Source organism: Bordetella parapertussis, assembly GCF_020735925.1.
GTDB lineage: Bacteria > Pseudomonadota > Gammaproteobacteria > Burkholderiales > Burkholderiaceae_B > Bordetella > Bordetella pertussis.
The window spans coordinates 156,948-179,117 of the sequence record NZ_CP085971.1 but is presented as its reverse complement, the minus strand read 5'-3'; the positions used below and the strand labels follow the sequence as shown (position 1 = coordinate 179,117).

The 22,170-nt window shown below is 67.9% G+C and carries 17 protein-coding genes and 2 pseudogenes; 5 read left to right on the top strand and 14 right to left on the bottom strand.

What is annotated here, in order from left to right:
• Positions 1–33: 33 nt before the first annotated feature.
• The 3 genes from LK409_RS00860 (at position 34) to LK409_RS00850 (ending at position 5,368) form a co-directional block, all read left to right on the top strand.
• Complete coding sequence (locus LK409_RS00860) at positions 34–3,537, top strand: pyruvate carboxylase (RefSeq protein ID WP_010927587.1); 3,504 nt, start codon at positions 34–36, stop codon at positions 3,535–3,537.
• 215 nt (positions 3,538–3,752) lie between these two features.
• Positions 3,753–4,562, top strand: coding sequence for an IclR family transcriptional regulator (locus LK409_RS00855; protein ID WP_010927586.1), 810 nt, complete (start codon positions 3,753–3,755; stop codon positions 4,560–4,562).
• Positions 4,559–5,368 (top strand): IclR family transcriptional regulator, encoded by an 810-nt coding sequence (locus tag LK409_RS00850; protein WP_003807987.1) that lies wholly within the window; start codon positions 4,559–4,561, stop codon positions 5,366–5,368. Before LK409_RS00855 ends, LK409_RS00850 begins: the two co-directional genes overlap by 4 nt.
• 11 nt (positions 5,369–5,379) lie before the next feature.
• Here LK409_RS00850 and LK409_RS00845 read toward each other — a convergent pair whose 3' ends face one another.
• From LK409_RS00845 to LK409_RS00835, 3 genes are read right to left on the bottom strand one after another with little or no spacing between them, the layout of a single operon-like run.
• Complete coding sequence (locus LK409_RS00845) at positions 5,380–6,876, bottom strand: class I adenylate-forming enzyme family protein (RefSeq protein ID WP_041937346.1); 1,497 nt, start codon at positions 6,874–6,876, stop codon at positions 5,380–5,382.
• 37 nt (positions 6,877–6,913) lie between these two features.
• Entirely contained in the window at positions 6,914–8,197 is a 1,284-nt protein-coding gene (locus LK409_RS00840; RefSeq protein ID WP_010927584.1) for an acetyl-CoA hydrolase/transferase family protein, read from the bottom strand.
• Between the two features lie 11 nt (positions 8,198–8,208).
• Entirely contained in the window at positions 8,209–9,174 is a 966-nt protein-coding gene (locus LK409_RS00835; RefSeq protein WP_003819275.1) for a Bug family tripartite tricarboxylate transporter substrate binding protein, read from the bottom strand.
• A gap of 286 nt (positions 9,175–9,460) precedes the next feature.
• On the opposite strand from LK409_RS00835, the pseudogene LK409_RS00830 reads away from it, so the two are divergent.
• Both LK409_RS00830 and LK409_RS00825 read left to right on the top strand, forming a co-directional pair.
• A pseudogene (locus tag LK409_RS00830) lies at positions 9,461–10,244 on the top strand (SDR family oxidoreductase).
• A complete protein-coding gene (locus tag LK409_RS00825) occupies positions 10,241–12,211 on the top strand; it encodes an oxidoreductase (RefSeq protein ID WP_010927583.1) in 1,971 nt (656 codons plus the stop codon). The pseudogene LK409_RS00830 and the gene LK409_RS00825 overlap by 4 nt, the downstream one beginning before the upstream one ends.
• A gap of 14 nt (positions 12,212–12,225) precedes the next feature.
• Here the strand turns inward: LK409_RS00825 and LK409_RS00820 are convergent, their stop codons facing one another.
• The 11 genes and pseudogenes from LK409_RS00820 to LK409_RS00765 all read right to left on the bottom strand — a co-directional run bounded on the left by LK409_RS00820 (position 12,226) and on the right by LK409_RS00765 (position 22,144).
• Complete coding sequence (locus LK409_RS00820) at positions 12,226–12,945, bottom strand: ABC transporter ATP-binding protein (protein WP_003807978.1); 720 nt, start codon at positions 12,943–12,945, stop codon at positions 12,226–12,228.
• Positions 12,935–13,684: pseudogene (locus tag LK409_RS00810) on the bottom strand (ABC transporter ATP-binding protein). The gene LK409_RS00820 and the pseudogene LK409_RS00810 overlap by 11 nt, the downstream one beginning before the upstream one ends.
• Positions 13,685–13,693: 9 nt before the next feature.
• Positions 13,694–14,590: a branched-chain amino acid ABC transporter permease gene (locus LK409_RS00805; RefSeq protein ID WP_010927582.1), complete on the bottom strand. Its 897-nt coding sequence runs from the start codon at positions 14,588–14,590 to the stop codon at positions 13,694–13,696.
• Entirely contained in the window at positions 14,583–15,458 is an 876-nt protein-coding gene (locus LK409_RS00800; protein WP_010927581.1) for a branched-chain amino acid ABC transporter permease, read from the bottom strand. Before LK409_RS00800 ends, LK409_RS00805 begins: the two co-directional genes overlap by 8 nt.
• A 16-nt stretch (positions 15,459–15,474) precedes the next feature.
• On the bottom strand, positions 15,475–16,644 hold the full coding sequence (locus LK409_RS00795; RefSeq protein WP_003807973.1) for an ABC transporter substrate-binding protein: 1,170 nt from the start codon (positions 16,642–16,644) through the stop codon (positions 15,475–15,477).
• Positions 16,645–16,799: 155 nt separating this feature from the next.
• Positions 16,800–17,573, bottom strand: coding sequence for an enoyl-CoA hydratase/isomerase family protein (locus LK409_RS00790; protein WP_003807972.1), 774 nt, complete (start codon positions 17,571–17,573; stop codon positions 16,800–16,802).
• A 34-nt stretch (positions 17,574–17,607) separates the two neighbouring features.
• Positions 17,608–18,291, bottom strand: coding sequence for a nitroreductase (locus tag LK409_RS00785; protein ID WP_010925888.1), 684 nt, complete (start codon positions 18,289–18,291; stop codon positions 17,608–17,610).
• 19 nt (positions 18,292–18,310) lie between these two features.
• Positions 18,311–18,733: a YybH family protein gene (locus tag LK409_RS00780; RefSeq protein ID WP_003807970.1), complete on the bottom strand. Its 423-nt coding sequence runs from the start codon at positions 18,731–18,733 to the stop codon at positions 18,311–18,313.
• A gap of 10 nt (positions 18,734–18,743) precedes the next feature.
• Entirely contained in the window at positions 18,744–19,718 is a 975-nt protein-coding gene (locus LK409_RS00775; RefSeq protein ID WP_010927580.1) for a Bug family tripartite tricarboxylate transporter substrate binding protein, read from the bottom strand.
• Positions 19,719–19,728: 10 nt separating this feature from the next.
• The gene (locus LK409_RS00770; protein WP_010927579.1) at positions 19,729–20,904 is read right to left on the bottom strand and encodes a CaiB/BaiF CoA transferase family protein; all 1,176 of its coding nucleotides are present in this window, start codon (positions 20,902–20,904) and stop codon (positions 19,729–19,731) included.
• Position 20,905: 1 nt separating this feature from the next.
• The gene (locus tag LK409_RS00765; protein WP_003807966.1) at positions 20,906–22,144 is read right to left on the bottom strand and encodes a CaiB/BaiF CoA transferase family protein; all 1,239 of its coding nucleotides are present in this window, start codon (positions 22,142–22,144) and stop codon (positions 20,906–20,908) included.
• Positions 22,145–22,170: the final 26 nt, after the last annotated feature.

Below are 22,170 nucleotides of genomic sequence, written 5' to 3'. Positions count from 1 at the left end.
CCGCGCGACACCAGCTAGCCGAGCCACCAGGCCATGACTACCGTTATCAAGAGCATCCTCGTCGCGAATCGCGGCGAAATCGCGATCCGGGCGATGCGCGCCGCTGCCGAACTGGGCATCCGCACCGTCGCCATCTATGCGAACGAAGACCGCTTTTCCCTGCACCGCTTCAAGGCCGACGAAAGCTACCCGATCGGCCAGGGGCGGCGGCCCATCGAGGCCTACCTGGACATTCCCGGCATTCTCGACATCGCCCGCCGGGCCGGCGTCGACGCGATCCACCCCGGCTACGGTTTCCTGTCGGAGAACCCCGACTTCGCCCAGGCCTGCGACGACGCCGGCATCGCCTTCATCGGCCCCAGCCCCGCGGTACTGCGCAGCCTGGGCAATAAAGTCGCCGCGCGCAACCTGGCCATCAGCCTGGGCGTGCCCGTGGTCCCCGCCACCGACGCCCTGCCCCACGACGACGCCGCATGCCTGCGCCTGGCGCGGGAAGTCGGCTATCCGCTGATGCTCAAGGCCAGCTGGGGTGGCGGCGGCCGCGGGATGCGCGCCATCCACGACGAGGCCGAACTGCTGCCCGCCATCGCCTCGGCGCGGCGCGAAGCCGGCGCGGCCTTCGGCAACGACGAGGTGTACCTGGAGAAGCTGGTCCAGCGCGCCCACCATGTCGAGGTGCAGGTGCTGGGCAACCAGCACGGCAACCTGGTGCATGTGTTCGAACGCGATTGCTCGGTGCAGCGGCGCAACCAGAAAGTCATCGAACGCGCGCCCGCCCCCTATCTCGGCGACGCCGGGCGCCAGGCCTTGTTCCAGGCCGCGCTCACCCTGACCCGGGGGGTCGGATACACCCATGCCGGCACGGTCGAGTTCCTGATGGACGCCGACACCGGGAACTTCTATTTCATCGAGGTGAACCCGCGCATCCAGGTCGAACACACGGTCACCGAGGAAGTGACCGGCCTGGACATCGTCAAGGCCCAGATCCGCGTGACCGAGGGCGTGCGCATAGGCGAAGACGACTATCTGCCCGCGCAGGAGCACATCCGCCTGTCGGGCCATGCGCTGCAATGCCGCATCACGACCGAGGATCCGCGCAAGGACTTCGCGCCCGACTACGGGCGCATCACCGCCTACCGCAGCGCCGCGGGCCCGGGGATACGGCTGGACGCCGGCACGGCCTATACCGGCGCGGTGATCACGCCCTACTACGATTCGCTGCTGGTGAAAGTGACCGCGCGCGGCCATACGCCCGAGGAAACCAGCCAGCGCATGGACCGTGCATTGCGGGAATTCCGCATCCGGGGGGTCGCCACCAACCTAGCGTTCCTGGAGAAGGTGATCGCGCACCCCCAGTTCTCGCAGGGCAAATGCACCACGCGCTTCCTGGACACCACGCCGGAGCTGTTCGAGATCGCCCCGCGCAAGGATCGCGCCAGCCGCCTGCTGCGGTTCATCGGCGAGGTGGTGGTCAACGGCCACCCCGAGATGCAGGGACGCACGCCCCCCGCCGCGCCGCTGGCGCGCCCGGCGCTGCCCAAGGCGGATCTCGCCGCGCCCCTGCCGGCCGGCACCCGCGACCGGCTGCTCGAACTCGGCCCCGCGGCGTTCTCGGCGTGGATGCGGACGCAGCCGCGCACGCTGCTGACCGACACGACCATGCGCGACGCCCATCAATCGCTGTTCGCCACGCGCATGCGCACGACGGACATGCTGGCCATCGCCCCCCACTACGCCCGGCTGCTGCCCGAGCTGTTCTCGCTCGAATGCTGGGGCGGCGCCACCTTCGACGTGGCGATGCGGTTTCTCAAGGAAGACCCGTGGGACCGCCTGCGCAAGCTGCGCGCGGCCGCGCCCAACATCCTGTTCCAGATGCTGCTGCGCGGCTCCAACGCGGTCGGCTACACCAACTACGCCGACAACGTCGTGCGCTACTTCGTCCAGCAGGCAGCCCGGGAAGGCATCGACCTGTTCCGCGTCTTCGACTCGCTCAACTGGGTCGAGAACATGCGCGTGGCCATGGACGCCGTCATCGAAAGCGGCGCGCTGTGCGAGGGCACGATCTGCTACACCAGCGATATCTTCGACGCCAGCCGCCCCAAGTACCAGCTGAAGTACTACGTGGACATGGCGCGCCAGCTCGAACGGGCCGGCGCCCACATCATCGGCATCAAGGACATGGCCGGCGTGTGCCGCCCGCCGGCCGCCCGCGCGCTGGTCCAGGCGCTGCGCGAAGAGGTCGGCCTGCCGCTGCATTTCCACACCCACGACACCAGCGGCGGCTCGGTGGCCAGCGTACTGGCGGCCGCCGAGGCCGGCGCCGATGCCGTCGACGGCGCCATGGACGCCATGAGCGGGCTGACGTCGCAGCCCAGCCTGGGCGTCATCATCGCCGGCCTGCAGCATACTGGCCACGAGACCGGCATGCGGCACGAAAGCATCGCGCCGTTCTCGCGCTACTGGGAGAATGTGCGCCGCTACTACGCCCCCTTCGAAGCCGACATGCGCAGCGGCACCTCGGACGTCTACCGCCACGAGATGCCCGGCGGCCAGTACACCAACCTGCGCGAACAGGCGCGCGCCATGGGGTTGGACGCCCGGTGGGACGACATCGCCCGGTGCTACGCGGACGCCAACCAGCTGTTCGGCGACATCGTCAAGGTCACGCCGTCGTCCAAGGTGGTCGGCGACATGGCCTTGTTCATGGTCGCCGGCGGCATCACGGCCGCCGATGTGCTCGACCCCGAACGCGAGCTGTCCCTGCCGGAATCCGTGGTGTCGATGATGCGCGGCGAGCTGGGCTATCCCGCCGACGGCTTTCCCCCGGCCCTGCAGCAACGCATCCTGAAGGGCGAGGCGCCGCTCGAGGGCCGCGCCGGCGCCCATATCCCCGACGTGGACCTGGAGGCCGAGCGCGGCCGGGCCGAAAAGGCCACCGACGGTCCGGTCAGCGACGCCGACCTGGCGAGCTGGCTCATGTATCCCAAGGTCTACGCCGACTATGCCGCGCACCAGCGCAGCTATGGCGACGTCTGCGCCATCCCCACGCCCGTCTTCTTCTACGGCCTGGCCGAGGGCGAGGAGATGGCCGTCGATATCGACCAGGGCAAGACGCTGCTGATACGCTTGCTGGGCCGGGCCGAAGAAAAGGGCGGCAGCGAGCACCGCCTGTTCTTCGAGCTCAATGGCCAGTCGCGTTCCGTGCGGGTCGCGCGCGCCGGCCTAGCGGGCGCGCAGGACCAGGCGCGCCCCAAGGCGCAGGACGGCAATGCCGGACAATTGGGCGCTCCCATGCCCGGCATGGTGTCGGCGGTCTCGGTCCGGGCGGGGCAGGCGGTGCGGCGCGGCGCGCCCCTGGTGACGATCGAGGCCATGAAAATGGAGAACACTCTGTGCGCCGAGCGCGACGGCGTGGTGTCGCGCATCGTCGTCGCGGTGGGCGACCGTATCGAGGCGAAAGACCTGCTGCTGGAGTTCGCGCCGCAAGCCGCCCAGCCCGCGGACGTCCCGCGCCAGCGCCCCCGAGCCGGCGCGTGACGCCACGGCGCCCGGCCGCGCCCGGCGTCGCCATCGACCGGTGGCATCCATCCCGCGCCGGCCGGCGAGCCTGCCTCCTCGCCAGGCGCCGACCGCCGGCGCTCCCGCCTTGCTGGCCCGCCGGTGCGCGGGTGGCGGGAAAACCCTAATCGATTTTCGGCGCCAGCGCTTTATTCTAATGAATGTTAGTTTGATAAGTGCGTTTCACGAACGGCATGCTTTCCCGATTCCCTGACCCTGCACCGGCTGCCCAGAGCCGTCGCCCGACCGTCGCGCCGTTTGCCAGGGCGCTGTCCGTCCTGGCGTCGTTCTCGTCCCGGGACCAATGGCTGAGCAACAGCGAGTTCGTCGCCCGCACGGGCCTGCCGGCGTCCACCGTGACCCGCATGACCAGCACCCTGGTCACGCTCGGCTACCTGCATTGCGCCCCCGATACGCGCCGGTTCTGCCTCAGTCCGTCGGTGCTGGCGCTGGGCTATGGCGCGGCGGTCGACGCCGAGATCCACCGGCCCACCAACCAGCTGATGCGCGTGTTCGCCGAACACCACCAGGTCAACGTGCAGCTGAGCTGCCGCGACCGCCTGGACCTCGTGGTCATGGACAGCTGTCTCACCGACGCCCTGCCCGCCTTGCTGCAGCCAGGCGTGGGCACCCGCCTGGGCATGGCGTCGTCGGCGGCCGGCTGGGCCCTGCTGGCCTGCCTGCCCGAAGCCGAGCGCGATTACCTGCTGCGCGCCCGGCCGCACGCGCCCGCCGAACCCAAAAGCGACTGGAACCCCATGCGCCGGCACGCCAACGAAGCCATACTCCAGGTTCGCAAGGACGGCTTTTGCGTGGCCCTGGGCGAATCGGGCCATCCCATGACCATGGTGGCCGCGCCCATCCGCCGGCCCGGCCTGGCGCCCCTGGCCGTCAGCTGCATGGGGCCCGCCACGCGCATAGGCCGGGCCCGCAGCACGCGCGAGCTGGGGCCGGCGCTGGTGCGCATGGTCGAGGAAATCCAACGTGTATGGAATACGTCATGACATCCCTGCCCGACACCGTCGACGAGCATGACTCGGAAAGCGCCGCGCTGATGACGGTGGAACGCGGCCTCAAAGTGCTGCGCGCTTTCCGGTCCGACCGCACGCCGCTGAGCAACGCCGAACTGGTCCGGCGCACGGGCCTGCCCAAGGCCACCGTATCCCGGCTGACGTCGACCCTGCTTCAGGTCGGTTTCCTGCGCCAGGTGCCCGGCCGCCGCGAGTTCGAGCTCGCGGCGGGATCCCTCGGCATCGGCCATGCGTACCTCGATACCAACGAAATGCTGCAGGCCGCGCAACCCCTGCTGCAGAATCTGGCCGACCAGCTCGACGTATCGGTCGCGCTGGGCATCCAGGACGGGCTGGACCTGCTCTATATCGGCTATCGGGTCAGCCGCAAGGTGGCGACCCTGCGCCTGGGCGTGGGTTCGGTATTGCCCATGAGCACCACGTCCATAGGACGCGCGTACCTGTGGGCGCTGCCGTGCGACCAGCAACGCCAGCTGATCGCCGAATACAAGCGCCACGCAGGCGACGAAGGCGCCGCCCTGGAGCGCTCCATCCACGCCTCCTTCGACGAACTGGCGTCCACCGGCACGTGCGCGGTCATGGGCGGCTATCAACGCCGCACCTTCGGCGTCGCCATGCCCATCTGGGCGGGCCGCCAGCGCATTCCGATCTCCATGAGTTGCGGCAAGGCCGATGTCGAACTCGACCTGCAGGCCGAACGCGAACGCATCGCCCCCGCGCTCAAGCAGACCGCCGCCGCGCTGCAGGAATTGCTGGCCGACTTCGACGGCCAGCTGTAGCCCGGCCAGGGCTACAGCTTCTCGAGCAGGCGCCGACGCTGCAGCTTCCCGTTCGCGCTCACCGGCAGCTCATCGATGGCGATGATGCGCGCGGGCCGCTTGTAGGGCGCCAGCTGCGTGCGCAGATGCTGCCGCAAGGCCGCCATGTCGGGCGGGTTGGCCCGATCCTGCACCACGAAGGCAATCACGGCCTCGTTGCCATCGGCTTCCTTCTGCCCCACCACCGCCGAACGCAGAATGCCCGCAAAGCCGTTGAGCGCCTGTTCGACTTCGGCGGGATAGACGTTGAAACCCGAACGGATGATCATTTCCTTGATGCGGCCGACGACGAGCAGCGCCCCGTCGGCATGCAGCTCGCCCAGGTCGCCGCTGGCGTACCAGCCGCCGTCGCGCATCGCTTCGGCCGTGGCCTGGGCGTCGCGAAAGTAGCCAGGCATCAGGCCCACGCCGCGCAGCCAGATTTCGCCGCGCTCGCCCGCGGGCAGCGGGCGGCCCGTGGCCGGGTCGACGATGCGCAGCTGCGCGCCGGCGAAGGCATAGCCGGAACTGGTGTCGGCGCGCGACTCGCCCAGGCGCGTGGCATGCAGCGACCCGGCGTACTCCGACAGGCCGTATCCATGATGCAGCGTCTGCCCGAAGACGGCCTCGACCTCCTGCTTGAGCGCCATGTCCAGCAGCCCGGCGCCTGCGTACAGGTAACGCAGCCGCGGCGCCTCGGGCCGCGCGATGCCGTGCTCGGCGCAATACTGCAGCAGCCGGGCGAACAGCGCCGGCGGGCCCTGCACCTGACTCACGCCCCGCTGCGCCAGCGCATCGAAGAGCTCCGCCGGATCGAACTGCGGACGCATTTCCAGCGCGGCGCCGGCATGCAGCGACGCCAGCAATACCGTGCCCAGCCCGAAAATGTGGGTCATGGGCGCGTACGCGTAGACCTTGTCCCGCGCATCCAGGGCGCGCGATTCGGCCGAGACGCGGGCAAAGTGCAGCACGCCGCGGTGGGTCATCATGACGCCCTTGGGCGTACCGGTCGTGCCCGACGTGAAGATGATGGCCGCCACCTCGCCCGCCAGCGAGCCGGTCTCGGCCACCGCCTCGGTGCGCAGCGCCGACCGCGCCAGGCCGTCGAGGCACGAGGGCCGCACGTCGTGGCGCACGGCATGGGCCGCGGCGGCCTGCGAAACGCCGGCGGTAAAGTAGGTCACCCGCGCGTCGGCCTTGGCGGCGTAGGCCTCGACCTCGCCCTGCGCCATGCGCGCGTTGACGCCACAGGACCATGCCCCCACGCGGCTGCAAGCCACCAGCAGCGCCGCGTGCTCGGCGCAGTTCTCGGCCACCACCAGCACGCGGTCGCCCGCGCGCACGCCGTCGGCGCGCAATTCGCGCTCCAGCCGCTCGGCCATGCCGCCCAGGTCGGCGTAGCTCAGGGTCCGGTCCGGCAGGTGGATAAAGGCGCGCTGCGGCGCCTCGATCAACCAGCGGTCCAGCAACTCATGGATGCGTTCGGCCATTTCCCGGTTCACCTCGCTTGCGATGGACGCCGCCCGCTCATGCGAAAGCGGCGCCGCAACGGGCCAGGGCCTCGTGCGCCTGGCGCTCCAGCTCGGCGCGATGTTCGGGCGCGGCGATATCCAGCATGCGTTGCACCCGGCGCGACAAGGACAGTCCACGCAAATCGGCCACGCCGTGCTCGGTGACGATCAAACCCGCATCGCAGCGCGGCGTGCTCACCGGCCCCGACAGCTGCGCCACGATGCGCGTGCTGCCCTTGGCCGTGGCCGGCAAGGCCACGATGGGAACGCCGCCCTTGCTGCGCGCGGCGCCGCGCAGGAAATCCACCGCGCCGCCCAGGGCCCCCACGTAGACCCCGCCCGCCACCTCGGCGTTGACCTGTCCGGTCAGGTCCACCTCGACGGCCGAGTTGATGGCGACCAGCTGGTTCAGGCTGGCCAGCACCTGCGGGTCGTGTGTGTAATCGGTACCCTGCAGCATGAGCCGCGGGTTGCGATGCGCCCACTTGCGCAGGCGCGCCCCGCCGGTCAGCACCCCCGCGACGCCCACGCCTTCGTCGCGGCCCTTGCGCGCATTGGTGAGCGCGCCCGCCTCGGCCAGCGCCACGATGCCGTCGCCGGCCGCCCCGGTGTGCAAGCCCAGGTCGCGCCGGTCGTACAGCGCGGACAATACCGCCTCGGGCAGCTTGCCTATGCCCACCTGCAAGGTGGCCCCATCCTGCACGTGGGCCGCGATATGGCCCGCGATCGCCCGCTCCACCGGGCCAGGCTCGGCGCTGGCGGCATCCAGGGGGGGATGCTCCGCGTCCACCAGCAAGTCGAAATCGCCGGCCCGCAGGTAGACGCTGCCGTGGGTCCAGGGGATCTCGGGGCTGACCTCGGCGATCACCACGCGCGCGCGCTGCAGCGCGGCGGTCAGGTACTCATGCACCAGGCCCAGGCTGTAGCGGCCGTCTTCGTCCGGCGGCGACACCTGCAGCAACACCACGTCGGCCGGCAGGACGCCGGCGCGAATCAGCGCCGGCAACTGGGAGTAATGGCTGGGCACGATGTCCAGCACGCCCGCCTGGGCCAGCTTGCGGTGCGTACCGCTGGCCGTGTAGCCGAAGAAATCGATCGCGTCGGCCAGGCCGGGATGCAGCGTGTCGGACGCGCCTATGCCGACGAATACTTTCAGCCGCCCGCCGTGCGCCAGGGCATGGCGATGCTCGGTGACTGCCCGCGTCAGCGTGAGCGGCTCGGCGGTCGTCTGCCCCCACCACAACGCATCCCCCGCCCTCAGCAGGCCCTGCAAACGATCGATCAAAAGGCGCTTTTCCATTGTTTTCCTATTCAGCGAGCCTGCACGCCTGCCAGTTCGGACAGGCGCCTGGCCTTGTCGAACTCCTTGGGAGCCGAAACCTTGAGTTCGGCCGGCCCCTGGATGGCCACGTCCAGCCCCTGCTTCAAGCACAGCTCCTTGAACTCCGGCTGCGCCGCCGCCGCCGTGAAGGCGTCGCCCAGGGTCTGCACGATGGGCGCGGGCGTGCCCGCGCGCACCAGCGCGAGAATGGGCGCGACGAAGTCGTAGCCCTTCAGGCCGGATTCATCCAGCGTGGGAACGTCGGGCAAGGACGCGGAGCGCTTGAGGCTGGTTACCGCCAGGATGCGGATTTTTCCCGCCTGTAGCAAGGGGAGCGTCACGCCCGTGCCATTGATGCCGACCTGGGCCTGGCCCGAAGCCACTTCCATCGCCGCCTGCGAGGCCGATTTGTACGGAATATGGCGCAGGTCGACCTTGGCCTGGTTGAACATCATCACCGCGGCCAGGTGCGACGAGGTGCCCACTCCCGGCGAGGAATAGCTGATGGTGTCCGGGGCCTTCCTGGCTGCCGCGACCAGATCCTCGATGCTCCGGAAAGGCGAGTCCGCCGGCACGAAAACCACCATGGGCGACTGGGCGAAGACGCCCACCGGTATGAAGTCCGCCTTGGCGTCGAAGTTCAGCTTGCTGTAGATCGCGGGCAGCATGAAGTGCGCGCCGGTGGAAAACAGGACGGTGTAGCCGTCCGGTTCGGTCCTGGCCACGAAATCGGTGGCCAGCACGCCGCCCGCGCCAGCCTTGTTCTCGACCACCGTCGGCTGGCCCAGCTTGCCCGCGACCTGGTTGGCCAGGAAGCGGGCCGTGATATCGGTGCCGGTGCCGGGCGCATTGCTGACAATGACGCGCACGGGCTGGTTGGGATAGGAAGCGGCTTGCGCCCACATGGGCAAGGCCGCGCTGACGATAGCCAGGCAGAAAAAACGGCGGTTGATCATCGAGTCTGTCTCCGATAGGTGGAAAGGCGCCGACTTCGCATGCCGCCGAACCCGCGTTGCCAATACCGGCCGGGCAGCTTGCCGTCAGTCTGGCTGCGAATATTGCCACCGGCTGCGATGGCGGCAATCACCGGCGATGGCTTGTTCCGTACATCAGCACCGCGGCCGATGCAAAAGGCGCCGCATGGCGCTTGCGGCACCCTCCCGAAGTACGGAACACAAGGCACGGGCGCATTGATAATCGGCGGCGCCGCCGATCTAATTCCCGTATACCAGGGAGAAAGACATGGACATGAAAATCGCAGGGCAGCGCGTACTGATCACCGGCGCCTCGCAAGGCATCGGCGCCGGACTGGCGCAAGCCTTCGCGGCCGAGGGCTGCCACCTCGCGCTGACCGCCCGCTCGGCGGACAAGCTGCAGGCGCTGGCGCAGGATCTGCGCGGCCGCCACGGCGTGCAGGTGGACGTGCTGCCGCTGGACATGACGCAACCCGGCGCGGTCGACCAGGTCGCCGCCTTCGCCGGCGATATCGACGTGCTGGTCAACAACGCCGGCGCCATTCCCGGCGGCAATCTCTGGGACGTGGACGCGCCGGCCTGGCGCCAGGGCTGGGAGCTGAAAGTCTTCGGCTACATCGATCTGGCGCGGGCGGTCTATCCGCGCATGAAGCGCCCGTGGCCATGGCGTCATCCTCAACAACATCGGCAACGGCGGCCAGAACCCCGACTTCAACTATATCGCCGGCTCGACCGGCAATGCGGCGCTGATGGCGTTTACCTGCGCCCTGGGCGGCCGCAGCCTGGAAGACGGCATCCGGGTCATCGGCGTCAACCCCGGGCCGGTGGCCACCGAACGCATCGCCAAGGTCCTCAGGAGCCACGCCGCCCGCCTGCTGGGCGACGAACAGCGCTCGGACGAACTGCTGGCCGGCTATCCGCTGGGCCGCACCGCCACGGTCGCGGAGGTCGCCGACCTGTTCGTCTACCTGGCGTCGCCGCGCTCGGCCTATACCAGCGGAACCATCGTCACCGTGGACGGCGGCATCTCGTCCAAGCGATCCGTGGCATGAGCATGTACCGACGCATTTTCTCGCCGCTGCGCATCGGCGGCGTCGAGATTCCCAACCGGATCGTGCGCACCGCGCACGCCACCCGGCTGGCCCAGGGCTATGTCAACGACGACCTGATCGCCTACCACCTGGAGCGGGCCAAGGGCGGCGCCGGGCTTTCCATTCTTGAAAGCACCTCGGTCCATCCTTCGTCCACGTTCTCGCTGAGCGCGGCCGACGACGGCGCGATCGCTCCCATGCGCCGCCTGGCCGACGCGATCGCGCCGACCGGCATGAAACTGTTCACGCAGCTCTGGCACGGCGGCTATACCGACCCGGCCGCCGATGGCGGCCTGCCCTGGGCGGTCGGCCCGCTGCCCGGACGTTACTCGGTGGCGCCGCCGATTCCGATGACGACCGGGCAGATCGGCGAACTGGTCGAGGCCTACGGCAAGGCGGCCGCCCGCATGCAGGCGGCCGGCCTGCATGGCGTGGAAGTGCTGGCCGGCGCCGGCTACCTGTTCTCGCAGTTCTTCTCGCCGGTGCTCAACCAGCGCGACGATGCCTACGGCGGCAGCTTCGACAACCGCATCCGGGCCTTGCTGGAAACGCTGCGCGCCATCCGCGCGGCGACCTCGCCCGATTTCGCCCTGGGCGTGCGCATCGGCGGCAGCACCGACGCCCGCATCCTCTCCACCGACGACGTCAACGCCATCGCCTTGCGCGCCCAGGCCGAAGGCCTGATCGACTTCGTGAACATCACCCATGGCGACTACTACTTCCACGTCGAGCGCTATGCCGGCATGGACCGCCCCGTCGGCTACCAGCTGCCCGCCAGCGACCACGTCAGCCAGGGCATTACCGTACCGCGCATCATCGTGGGCCGCTACGCCACGCTCGACGATGCCGAGCAGGCCCTCAAGGAAGGCCATGCCGAGATGATCAGCATCGTGCGCGGCATGATCGCGGACCCGATGCTGGTCGCCAAGGCCCGTGACGGCCGGGGCACCGAAGTGCGCCCCTGCATCAGCTGCAACCAGGGCTGTATCGGCGGCGTGTTCACCGGCCGCATGCGCTGCGCGGTGAACGCCGCGGTCGGCGACGAGCGCCGGCTGGCCGAAGACCTCATCGTCGCGGCCGCGCAGCCCCGCAAGGTGGTGGTGGTCGGCGGCGGCGTGGCCGGCATGGAGGCCGCGCGGGTGGCCCGGCTCATGGGCCATCGCGTCACCCTCATCGAGGCCGCTTCGGACCTGGGCGGGCTGCTCAACACCGCCAGGCGCCTGCCCAAGCTGCACCTGATCGGCGACATCGCCATCTGGCTGGAAAGCGAAATCTATCGCCTGGGCGTGGACGTTCGGCTTGCGACCTACGTGGAAGCCGACGAAGTCCTGGCCGAACAGCCCGAGGTCGTCATCGTCGCGACCGGCTCGCAACCCGTCGATGCCGGCGAGTTCCGCCAGACGGCCGACCCGACCGCAGCGCTGGCCATCGCGCCGGATGCGCGCGTGCTGACCTCGTTCGAACTGGGCATGGAAAGCCGCGGCGATTTCGGCAAGACCGCGCTGGTGTTCGACGACGTCGGGCATTACGAAGCCATAGGCTGCTGCGAAGCGCTGATCGAGGCCGGCGCCGAGGTCACCTATGTGACGCGCCACCAGATGTTCGCCCCAGCCGTCGAAGGCACCGGGCGTACGCAGGCGGCCCTGCAGCGCTTCTACAAGGCGGGCAATTTCCGCATCGTGACGCAGTCGGCGCTGGTATCGATCGAGCGCGGCAGCGCGCAGATCCGCTCCCTGTATGGCGAGCGCACCGAGACCGTGGCCGCCGAGACGGTCGTGCTGGCCGGCTACCGGCAGTCGCAGAACGAAGTCTGGGCAGCGCTGCGCGAACGCGTACCGCAACTGCATATCGTGGGCGACGCGCTGTCGGCGCGCGATATCCAGCCCGCGATCCGCGAGGGCCACCTCGCGGCGCGGTCCATCACCTGAGCCACCACCACGCCTCAAAGGCCCAGATACGCCTTCTTGATATCCGGGTCGTTGAGGAACACCTCGGCGGGGCCGTGCTTGACGACCGTCCCCGATTCCAGCACATAGCTGTAGTCGCTCACGCGCAGCGCGACCTCGGCGTTCTGCTCCACCAGCAATACGCTCACGCCCTGCTGGTTGATGTCGCGCACCACTTTGCTGATGACATTGACGAAGGCCGGCGCAAGGCCGATCGTGGGCTCGTCCAGCAGCAGCATGCTGGGCGCGCTCATCAGCGCGCGGGCGACGGCCACCATCTGCTGCTGTCCGCCGGACAACGCGTTCGCCGGGCTGGGCAGCTTGGCCTCGAGGTCGGGGAAATAATGCAGGCAGGTCGCCAGCAGCTCGGCCCTCCTGCGCGCGTCGTCGATCCGGTAGGCGCCCATCTCGAGGTTCTCGCGCACCGTCATGCTGCCGAACAGGCGCCGGCCTTCGGGCACCAGCGCGACGCCGTGCCCGAGAATGACGTTGGGTTCGCGGTTGGCAAGCGGCTTGCCGCCATAGTGGATCTCGCCCCCGGCCACCTTGACCAGCCCGGTAATGGCCTTGATCAGCGTCGACTTGCCGGCGCCATTGGCGCCGATCAGGCTGACGATGCTGCCGCCCTTGACCTCCAGGTCCACGTCGATGATGGCGGGAACGGTTCCGTAGCTGACCGACAGCTTGCGCACCGTCAAGGTATTCTCAGAGGCCATGCGCTTCCCCCAGGTAAGCCTTGAGCACCGTCTCGCTGGCCTTCACCTCGTCCGGCGTGCCGCTGAAGATGATTTCCCCGTGGTGCAGGACGTAGATTCAATCGCAGATATTCATCACCGCGCGCATATTGTGCTCGACCAGCAGAATGGACATGGCGTACTCGGACTTGAGCCGCCGGTAGACACTCAGCGTCTCGGCCACCTCGGTCTGGTTCAAGCCGGTCAGCGGCTCGTCCAGGCACAGCAGGGAGGGCCGCGCCGCGAATGCCATGGCCATGCTCACCAGGCGCTGCAGGCCGTGCGGCAGGTTGCGGGCAATGTCGTTCTCGTGCCCGGCCAGGCCGAACAGCGCAATGGCCTGCGCGATGACCTGTTCCTGCTCGCTTGCGGCCACGCGGCCGGTGCGCCGGCCGCCCAGGCAGCCGATGAGCACGTTGTCGCGCACGGACATGGACGGCAGATAGCTGCCGTGCTGGAAGGTGCGCACCAGGCCCTGCCTGCTGATGCGTTCCGGCTTGGCCTTGGACATATCCGCGCCGGCGATCTCCAGGCTGCCCGAAGTGGGCCTGAGAAAGCCGGAAAGCAGGTTGAACGTCGTGCTCTTGCCCGCCCCATTGGGCCCGATCAGGCCGACGATCTCCCCCCGCGCGATCCGGATGTCGACGCCGGATACCGCCAGGAGGCCCTTGAACTGCTTCGAAAGATTCTGCCCCGTGAGCAGCATTGATCCTGTCTGCATGCGGTCCTCTCAGCGACTCTTGAACAGGCCCATCAGGCCCTTGGGCATGAACAGCACCGACACAATGATGGCCAGGCCGTAGAGAATGTGCTCGTTGCCTCCGAGGGTCTGCGCATAGCTGGCGATCCCCACGAGCAGCACCGCCCCGATGATGGGCCCCAGCGGGCTGTCCTCGCCGCCCACCTTGAGATAGGCCAGGGCGAAGGTGGAGAGCATGAAGCCGAAATCCAGCGAACTGATGACATTGCTCGCATAGGCATGCACCGAACCCGCCAGGCCGGCCACCGCCGATGCGACCGCGAAGCACAGCACCTTGGTCATGAAGACCGGAATGCCCAGGCTGCGCACCACGTTCTCGTTGTCGCGGATGGCGACGAAGACCTTGCCCAGGTTCGAGCGCTCCACGAACAGCAACGCCACGATCAGCGCGAAGCACAATACCGTCGCGAAATAGTGGTAGTGCGCTTCGAGCCAGATCGGCGGGAAAATGCCCACCAGGCCCGAGTTCCCGCCCAGCACGTCGGTGCGGGTGTAGAGAATCCGCAAGGCCTCGGTGAACGCAAAGCCGATCAGCAGGAAGTACGGCCCCTTCACCTTGAGCGTGATGCAGCCGAACACCACGCTCACCGCCAGCGCGAGCAGCGCGCTCAGGGCCAGGATCAGGAAGAACGGCAGGTCCAGGTAGTTGGCGATATAGCCGGTGCAGTACGCGCCGATGCCGAAGAAGGCCGCCGTGGCGAAATTCAGTTCGCCGATCAACAGCACGAAGCGCAGGCTGGTCGCCATGACGGCGGCAACGCTCATCCACACCACCAGGTTGCCGATATAGCCGCTGCCCAGCGCGATGCAGCCGACCAGCACCGCGGCGATGAACAGGATGAATACGAGGTCTTTGCTTTTAGTCATTGCCGAAAAACCCCTTGGGCTTGATCAGCAGTACCAGCATCACGATGACGAAGATGGTCAGGTTGGCCGCCGAAGGGTCGAAGTAAAACCCGATGAATGATTCCAGAAGCGCGATCAGCAGACTGCCGAAGATGGCCCCGACGATGCTGCCCATTCCGCCCACCACCACGGCGATGAAACCCTTGACCAGGTACGAATCGCCCAGCGTGGGCGTGACCGCCGCCACCGGCGCGATCAGCATGCCGGCGATGGCCGCCACGCCGGTCGCGATCAGAAAGCCATAGAGCGCGATCTTGCGATAGGCGATGCCCTGCAGCATCGCCGCCTCCTGGTCGATGGCCACGGCGCGCAGCGCCTTGCCGAACTTGGTGCTTCGAAGCAGCGTGATGATGAGGGTCGTCAGCGCCACGGCGAACACGAACAGCACCAGGCGCTGTTTCGAGACCGACAGGCCCAACAGGTCGACGTTGCCGTCGATCAGCGCGGGAACGGGGCGTACCGCACCGCCGAATATCTCCAGCATGAGGCCTTCGAAGAACAGCACCAGGCCGGCCGACAGGATGAAGGATCCGATCATGTCGCGCTCCAGCCGCTTGAAGCCGAACTGGTACAGCACCAGCCCGAACAGCAGGCAGGCTGCCAGTCCGGCCAGGCCCGCAAGCAGGTAAACCACGAATGGATTGCCCACATGCGGAGCCAGCCAGGAAAGCGCCAGCGACAACACCAGTGCCGAAAAGGTGAAGAACTGGCCGTGAGCGAAGTTCACGACCTTGAGCACGCCGAAGATGATCGTCAGCCCGAGCGAGAAAAGTATGTACACCGAGCTGATCTGCAGCGCCGTGAACAGCAACTGGAGGTTGTCCTGCATGAGCGTGGCTCCTGGCTTATTTCTGCACGCGGCCGACTTCCTTCAGCGCGGTCCCGGAGATCTGGGTAATGATGACGGGCAACTGCATCTGCTGGTCGCTGCCGTAGACGCTCTTGCCACCGAAATCGACCTCGCCGAAGAAGGACTGGAACTTGACGTCGGGCATGACCTTGGCGACCTGTTGCGGGTCGACGCTCTGGGCCTTTTCCATCGCCGCCTTGATCGCGTACACCGAGTCGTAGAAGCCGATCTGCACCGAGTTGATGTTCTCGCCGGTGACCTTCTTCACGCCGTCGTTCAGCGCTTTCTGGTGCGCGCTCAAGCCATCCACGGCCACCGCGGCGCCCAGGTACGTGCCATCGACGGCATCCTTGCCGGTCGCCAGCAAGCCATCGGCTCCCGTGCCCACTTCCACCACCTTCACGCCGTTCCAGCCCAAGGCTTTCAATTCCCGGAACACCAGGCCGGCGTCGGCCGGCGGCGTGGAAGCCAGGTCGACCAGATCGGGCTTGAGGGAATTCAGCTTGGCGGCGATGGGCTGGAACTCGCTGGTGCCGCGTTCGTACCAATCGCTTGCCAGGACTTTCACGCCATTCTTTTCCCAGGCGGCCTTGGCCACCTTCTCGGTTTCCTGGCCCGTCGCGTCGTTAGGGTTGAGCAGCACCACGGTCTTGATTTCCGGGTGCAGCTTCTTGACGTGCGCGATCATGGGCTCGGAGATTTCATTGACCGAGTTCATCTGCGTAAAGGTCAGCGGAAACTTCGGCCCCTTGATCGAATTGCCCCAGGCCGCGGTGAACAGCAGCACACCCCTGCGCTCGGTCAACGACTGCAATGCGCGCACCGGCGCCACGCCGATGCTGCCCGCCACGTACTTCACGCCGTCGCGCGACACCAGCGCCTGCGCGACCTTGGCGCCTTCGGCGGCGTTGTACTTGTTGTCGTAGCCGACGCACTCGAAGTCGTAGACCTTGCCCTGGACCTTGACGCCACCCGCGGCCTTGATCTCTTCGGCTGCCTTCGCGCACAGCCATTCGGAGCCTTTGCCCCAGTTGGCGCCGGAGCCGGACAGGGGAATCGACATTCCCAGCTTGATGGTCTCGGCATGGCTCAAGGTGGCGGCCGCCAGCATGGCAATCGCGAAACCGCTCTTAAGCGTTACCGCAAGGTGAAACGATGTTTTCATGATGTCTCCTTCGGACGGGCTCGTGAAGGCTAAGCCGCCTGGCCCGTACGCATTAGATGCGTGGAGACAGAACCCGGTCAATCCAGACCGCGCGGTTGTTCCGTACCCTGGAAACGCGCGCCAGGCGCGGCATCATGATGGTGTTGCGGCCAGTCTCAACCGTCCTTGCGGCCGCCGGCAAAGCGCGCCACGCCCGCCTCCAGCGACGGCGACTGGGTCCGATAGCGATGCTGCATCCAGCGTTCGTGGCGCAGCCCATCCGACAGCGGCAGCTCCATCGATTTGCGCACCATCTCTTTCATCGACGCCAGCGCCAGCGCATCGGCCCGGGCGATTTCGCCGGCCAGCTCCAGCGTGGCGCGCTCCAGTTGCTCGGCGGGCACGGCCTGCGCCGCCAGGCCCAGCTCGACCGCCTCCTGGCCCGTCATGCGCCTGCCCGTCACCAGGTAGTACATGGCGCGCTGCAGGCCCAGCTTGCGCGGCAAGCGCTGGGAACTGCCGCCGCTGGGCAACAGATTGCGGCGGATGTGTTCGTCGCCCAGCTGGGCCTGGGCATCCGCGATCATCAGGTCGCAGGCCAGCGCCAGCTCGAAGCCGCCCGCCATGGCATAGCCGTTGACGCTGGCCAGCACGATCTGCGGCGCGGACTCCAGGCGCTCGTAGGTGTCCTGCATCAGGTCCTGGTGGCGCATATGCGCCGCGCGATCGGCCAGCACCCCGCCGGCCAGCCACTTGAGGTCATTGCCTGCGCAGAAGGCGCGCCCTTGGCCGCGGATGACCAGGACCTTCACGTCCGCGGCCGCGCCGCATTCGCGCACCGCATCGTTGAGCATTTGCAGCGTCGGTCCGTCCAGGGCGTTCATCCGCTCGGGGCGGTTCAGCGTCAGGCGCCGCACATGGGGCGCGGGATTGTCGATCAACAATGTCATGCTGGGTTCTCCGGCGTCATCGCCATCGGATGGATCAAACCATTTGCAGGATGTCGTCCAGCCCCGCGCGTTCGGTACGGTATCCGTTGACGGGGTGCGCGCGGTCCGCGTAGCCGAACGAAATGCCGCACACCACGGCGCGCCCTTCGTCCAGGCCGAAATACCGCCGGATGAATCCCGACTGCATCGCCAGCGCGGCCTGGGGCGTGGTCGCGACGCCGTGGGCATGGGCGGCAAGCAGGAACGCGCCGACAAAGCCGCCCACGTCCACCGCGCCATACGCGCCCAGCTCCCGCGCGACCGTGACGATGGCCACATGGGGCGCGCCGAACAGGCGGAAATTCTCGAACGACTGGCTCGCGCGGCGCGCCTTGTCGTCCCGCTCGATACCCAGCGCCTCGTAGAGCTGCAGGCCCGACCTGCGCCGGCGATCCAGGTAGACGCCCCGGTACTCGGCCGGAAACGGCAAATCGGAATCCAGCTCGGGATGCCGGCGCGCCTGCTCCATCAAGGCCTGGCGGAAACGGTCGGTGCTCGCGCCCGAGGCAACCACCAGCTGCCAGGGCTGGGTGTTGCACCACGAGGCGGTACGCCGCGCCACATCGACGATGTCGCGGATCACCGCCTCCGGTACCTGGCGCGGCAGATAGGCGCGGCAGGTGGAACGCCCCGCGCTCAGGCGCTTCAGCGCTTCGATGTCGGCGTGGCCTGCGGTCATGAATGCGACTCCCGGAAGATCAGTCCTGGCCCAGCGGCGGCGCCGCCGGTTCGGAGGAAAAGTGGTGTTGGAGGATGCGCCAGCGGCCCGCGTCGCGCCGCAGCACCAGGGTGGCGCGCAGGGTCGACCGCGTCTGCGCCTGGCCGGCCAGCGTGAACGCGAAACACACCATGCCCTGGGCAAGTATGCAATCCTCGCCCAGCGTGCGCAGCGCCGTCTCCGACAGCGTCATGCCGCCGGCGAGGATCACGCCGTCGTAGGTGGCGAAGTAGGCCCTTATGGACTCACGCCCCACGTAGTGGCCGGGACGTCCGCCAAACAGCAGGCCGTCCTCGCAATACGTGGCGGCCAGGCCGTCGGCGTCCCAACGCGCGCCCGCGCGGTTCCATTCGGCGCACACCGCGTCCAGCGCGGGCTGCGCGATATCGCAGAGATCGGCCACGCGCGCCTCCTCAGCCTTTCGGCGCGCCGGCCGTGCTCATCAGCTTGCGCCATTTTTCCAGCTCTCCGGGGCCGGCCGCCTTGGCGGTCGCGGCATCCTGGATGTCCACTTCCAGGCCCTGCTGCCGGCACAAATCCTGGAACTCGGTCGTGCCGGCGGCCGCGGTAACGCCTGCGGACAGCCTGTCGACGATCGCCTGCGGCGTGCCGCGCGGCACGAACAGCCAGATCGGCGAGGCCGTCTCGTAACCGGGATAGCCCGACTCGGCCACCGTCGGCACATCGGGCAGGCTTTGCGAGCGCTGCAAGGTGGTTACCGCCAGGGCGCGCAGGCGGCCGCCCTTGATCAGCGGCAACACCGAGGACATGCCGTTGAAGCTGAGGTCGATCTGCCCCGATGCGGCGTCCAGCGCCACCTGGCCCGGCGCCTTGTACGGGATATGGTTGAGCTTGACCTTCGCCATTTCCTCGAACAGCGTCGCGGCCAGGTACGAGGTCGTGCCATTGCCGGACGAACCATAGGTAATGACGCCCGGCTTCTTCCTGGCGGCCTCGATCACGTCGCCCAGGGTCTTGTACGGGGAGCTCGTCGACACGGAGATCACCAGCGCCGAATTCGCGACGCGGGCGACGGGCTCGAAGTCCTTGACCGCATCGTAGGGCGTATTCATCACCAATTGATTGGTGTAGTGCTGCGCATAGGTGGTCAGCAAGGTATAGCCGTCGGGCGTCGCCTTGGCCACGAATTCCGTGCCTATCATGCCGCTGGCGCCAGCCTTGTTCTCGACCACGACCGGAACGCTCCATGCCTTGCCCATGCTGGCCGCGATCTGGCGCGCGGTCAGGTCCGTGCCCGATCCCACGCCGGTCGGCACGATGATGCGCACGGGTTTGCCATCGGGAAAATCCGCGCCCATGGCGGGGCTGGCCAGCACGGCAAGCATGGCCAGCGCGGCGGCGCCGAAGAGTGTGCGCGCAATCGTCATGATCGTCTCCTTAGATAAAGGTCTGTCTTTCTTGGTATGCGAGGATGTGTTCGTCCGGCAGCCAGCCGCGCAACGCGGCGACGGCATTGCCGGTACTGAGCGGCGCGGGCGGCTCGGGCCGCCCCGCCGGGGTGCGCGAAAAGCGCGGCCCCGGCGCGGGATGGACCACGCCCTCGATGTCGGTCAGCGTGCCGCGCTGGCGGATATGCGGATGCGCGAGCGCCTCGTCGAAATCCAGCACCGGCGCCAGGCAGGCGTCCGACGCTCCCAGCAGTTCGGTCCACTCATCGCACGTGCGCTCCCGGAACCGGGCCGCCAGAACCTGCTTGGCCTGCGGCCACGCGGCGCGGTCCATTTGTTCCTGCAGCAGCGGATGATCCTGCAGCTGCAGTTTCTCCAGCAACAGCCGGTAGAACTTGTCTTCGATGGGCGCCACCGACACATACTTGCCGTCCGCGCATTCGTACACCTCATAGCAGGGCGCGCCCGTATCGACCAGATTGGTGCCGCGCTGCTTGCCGTGCATGCCCGCGCCATGCATGCCCATGATCACCGTCATGAGCGAAGCGACCCCATCCACCATGGCGGCATCGACCACCTGGCCCTTGCCGGACCCGCGCGCCTCCAGTATGCCGGCCAGCAGGCCAAAGGCCAGGTACAGCGAGCCGCCCGCGTAATCGCCCAGCACGTTCAGCGGCGGCGTGGGCGCCTGCCCGGCCCGGCCCATGGCATGCAGGGCGCCCGTGATGGAAATGTAGTTCAGATCGTGGCCCGCCGCCTTGGCCAGCGGCCCCTCCTGCCCCCAGCCCGTCACCCGGCCATAGACCAGGCGCGGGTTGCGGGCCAGGCACGCATCCGGCCCCAGGCCCAGGCGCTCCATCACCCCCGGGCGGAAGCCCTCGATCAAGGCGTCGGCCTGGCCCAGCAATTCCAGCACCATCTCGACGGCGGCCGGGTCCTTGAGATCGACGCGGATGGACTTGCGGTTGCGCAGGCCCAGGTCGAACTGCACCGGACGCGGCGCCCCCAGCCCGGAGGGCTGCTTGCGGTCCACGCGGATCACCGTGGCGCCCAGGTCGGCCAGGAACATGCCGGCCAGCGGCCCCGGGCCGATGCCCGCGATCTCGACCACCTTCACGCCGGCAAGCGGGCCAGGACGGTGGCCGGCCTTCGCAGCATCGCCCATCTCAGATCACCCCTGCGCCGCGCAACTGGTCGAGCTGGGCGTCGGACAGCTTGAGCAGGCCCTGGTAGATCTCGTTGTTGGATGCCCCGAGCTCCTGGGCGGGTTGCCCGAAGCTGGAAGGCGTGCCGGAAAACTGGATGGGCAGGCCCATGCCCATGGCATCGATATTGGCCAGGCCCGGGTGCTCCAGCTTGACCACCGCGCCGCGTTGCCGCAATGCCGGATCCTGCAGCACCTCCTGGGGCGAGCGCACCGGCGCGGCCGGCACGCCGCGCTTTTCCTGCAGCTCGTGTATGACTTCGGCGCTGGTATGGCGGCGCGTCCAGTCCTCGATCATGGCGTTGATCTCGGTCGCGTGCTTCATCCGCGGCCCCCGCGTGGCATAGCGCGGGTCCTCGGCCAGCTCGGGCTTGCCGATGGCCTGCATGAGACTGCCGAACCAATCCGGCTGGAAGGCCACCATCGCCACATGGCCGTCGGAGGTGCCATAAACCCCGAACGGCACGAGCCGGTCGTGGAAGTTGCCCGAGCGCTTGGGATAGCCGTGCGCCATGAACACGTCGAAATGCTCTTCGGCCACCAGCGAGGCCAGGCAATCGAGCATCGATACCTGCACGCACTGCCCCTCGCCCGTCTTGCCGCGATGGATCAGCGCGGCGAGAATCCCGTTTACCGCGTACAGGGGCGCGACCATGTCGGCAATCGGCAGCGCCCAGCGCGTGGGCGGACCATCGGCGACGCCGGTCACGTCCATGATGCCCGACAGCGCCTGCACGATGATATCCATGCCCTTGAGCTTGGGATACGGGCTGGGCTCGCCGAAGGCCTTGACCGAAGCGTAGATGATCTTCGGGTTGGCCTTGCGCACGCTCTCATAATCCACGCCCAGGCGGGCCGTGGTGCCCTCGCTGGCGTTCTCGATCAGGACATCGCACTCCTTGGCCAGCTCCATGAACAGCGCCCGACCCTGCTCGGTCTTCAGGTTCAAGGTGACGCTTTTCTTGTTGCGCGCCCGGTTGAGCGTGGTCAAGGACACCTCGTCCTCATGCCTGACGCCGAAGTGAATGCCGTCCTTGCCGACATAGGGCGGATTGTTGCGCGCGATGTCGCCGCCGCCCGGCGATTCGACCCGGATCACTTCGGCGCCCAGGCCGCCCAGCAGCAGCGAGCCCAACGGGCCGGCCAGCGCCACAGTCAAATCAAGAACGCGTATACCTTCCAAAGGTCCTGTTACTGCCATGGCCGTCTCCTCAAGCCCTGTGCGGT